Here is a 401-nt window from a genome sequence, read left to right as displayed (position 1 = left end):
ATGATTGACGAACCAATTGAAAAAGAAGAACGTATTTTTGAAACTGGCGAGGATTTTGAACTTGCTAGACAAAAACTATTAAAAGAGATAGGAGGATTTTAATGGCAACAGAATTAGGTAAAGCATATGTGCAGATTATGCCTTCTGCAAAAGGGATAAGTGGAGCTATTTCTGGCGCCGTCAATCCAGAAGCTCAGTCTGCTGGCACAGGAGCAGGGAAATTGCTTGGTAGTGGTCTTGTAACCATGTTGACAAGTGCTATTGCAGCAGCCGGCATTGGGAAGCTTATCAAGTCCAGTTTGATGGAAGGTGCGGACCTCGAACAGAATTTGGGAGGTACTGAAGCAGTTTTTGGTCAGTTTGCTCAAAATGTTCAATCTCAAGCTCAGACGGCTTATAAG

General features: G+C 42.6%; 1 protein-coding gene. It reads left to right on the top strand.

The genetic code is table 11. From position 1 onward, the window contains the following. Positions 1–101 precede the first annotated feature (101 nt). A partial coding sequence (locus GVL03_RS21400) for a hypothetical protein (protein ID WP_200847427.1) occupies positions 102–401 on the top strand: 300 nt, incomplete at its 3' end.

It is taken from the genome of Microbacterium sp. 18062 (genome assembly GCF_902706225.1).
Taxonomy (GTDB): Bacteria; Actinomycetota; Actinomycetes; order Actinomycetales; family Microbacteriaceae; genus Microbacterium.
Note: the sequence above shows the minus strand (reverse complement) of the source record. Positions and strands in the feature narration are given on the sequence as shown.